The sequence below is a fragment of the Klebsiella sp. 141240 genome (assembly GCF_050600805.1).
Taxonomy (GTDB): Bacteria; Pseudomonadota; Gammaproteobacteria; order Enterobacterales; family Enterobacteriaceae; genus Klebsiella; species Klebsiella aerogenes.
This window is the reverse complement of the sequence record NZ_JAQIRK010000072.1, coordinates 1-436: the sequence shown is the minus strand read 5'-3', so window position 1 is coordinate 436 and position 436 is coordinate 1. Positions and strand designations below refer to the sequence as shown.

The window sequence follows — 436 nt, the reverse complement described above, 5'->3', positions numbered from 1 at the left end:
TACTACCTCTCTATCGCCTGTAACCACTGCGAAGACCCGGCGTGCACCAAGGTCTGCCCGAGCGGGGCAATGCACAAGCGCGAAGATGGTTTTGTGGTGGTTAATGAAGAGGTGTGCATTGGCTGTCGCTACTGCCATATGGCCTGCCCGTACGGCGCGCCGCAGTACAACGCCGCTAAAGGGCATATGACCAAATGCGATGGCTGTCACGAGCGTGTGGCACAAGGCAAAAAGCCGATTTGCGTCGAGTCCTGCCCGCTGCGGGCGCTGGACTTCGGGCCGATTGCCGAACTGCGTGAAAAGCACGGCCAACTGGCCGCCGTGGCGCCGCTGCCGTCAGCGCACTTCACCAGGCCGAGCATTGTGATAAAACCAAACGCCAACAGCCGTCCGTGCGGCGATACCACCGGCTATCTGGCCAATCCGAAGGAGGTCT

The 436-nt window shown here is 60.6% G+C and carries 1 protein-coding gene; it reads left to right on the top strand.

The window, feature by feature from the left end:
• Positions 1-436 (top strand): 4Fe-4S dicluster domain-containing protein (locus PGQ95_RS26390; RefSeq protein WP_430919898.1); only part of this gene is annotated, 436 nt, incomplete at both ends.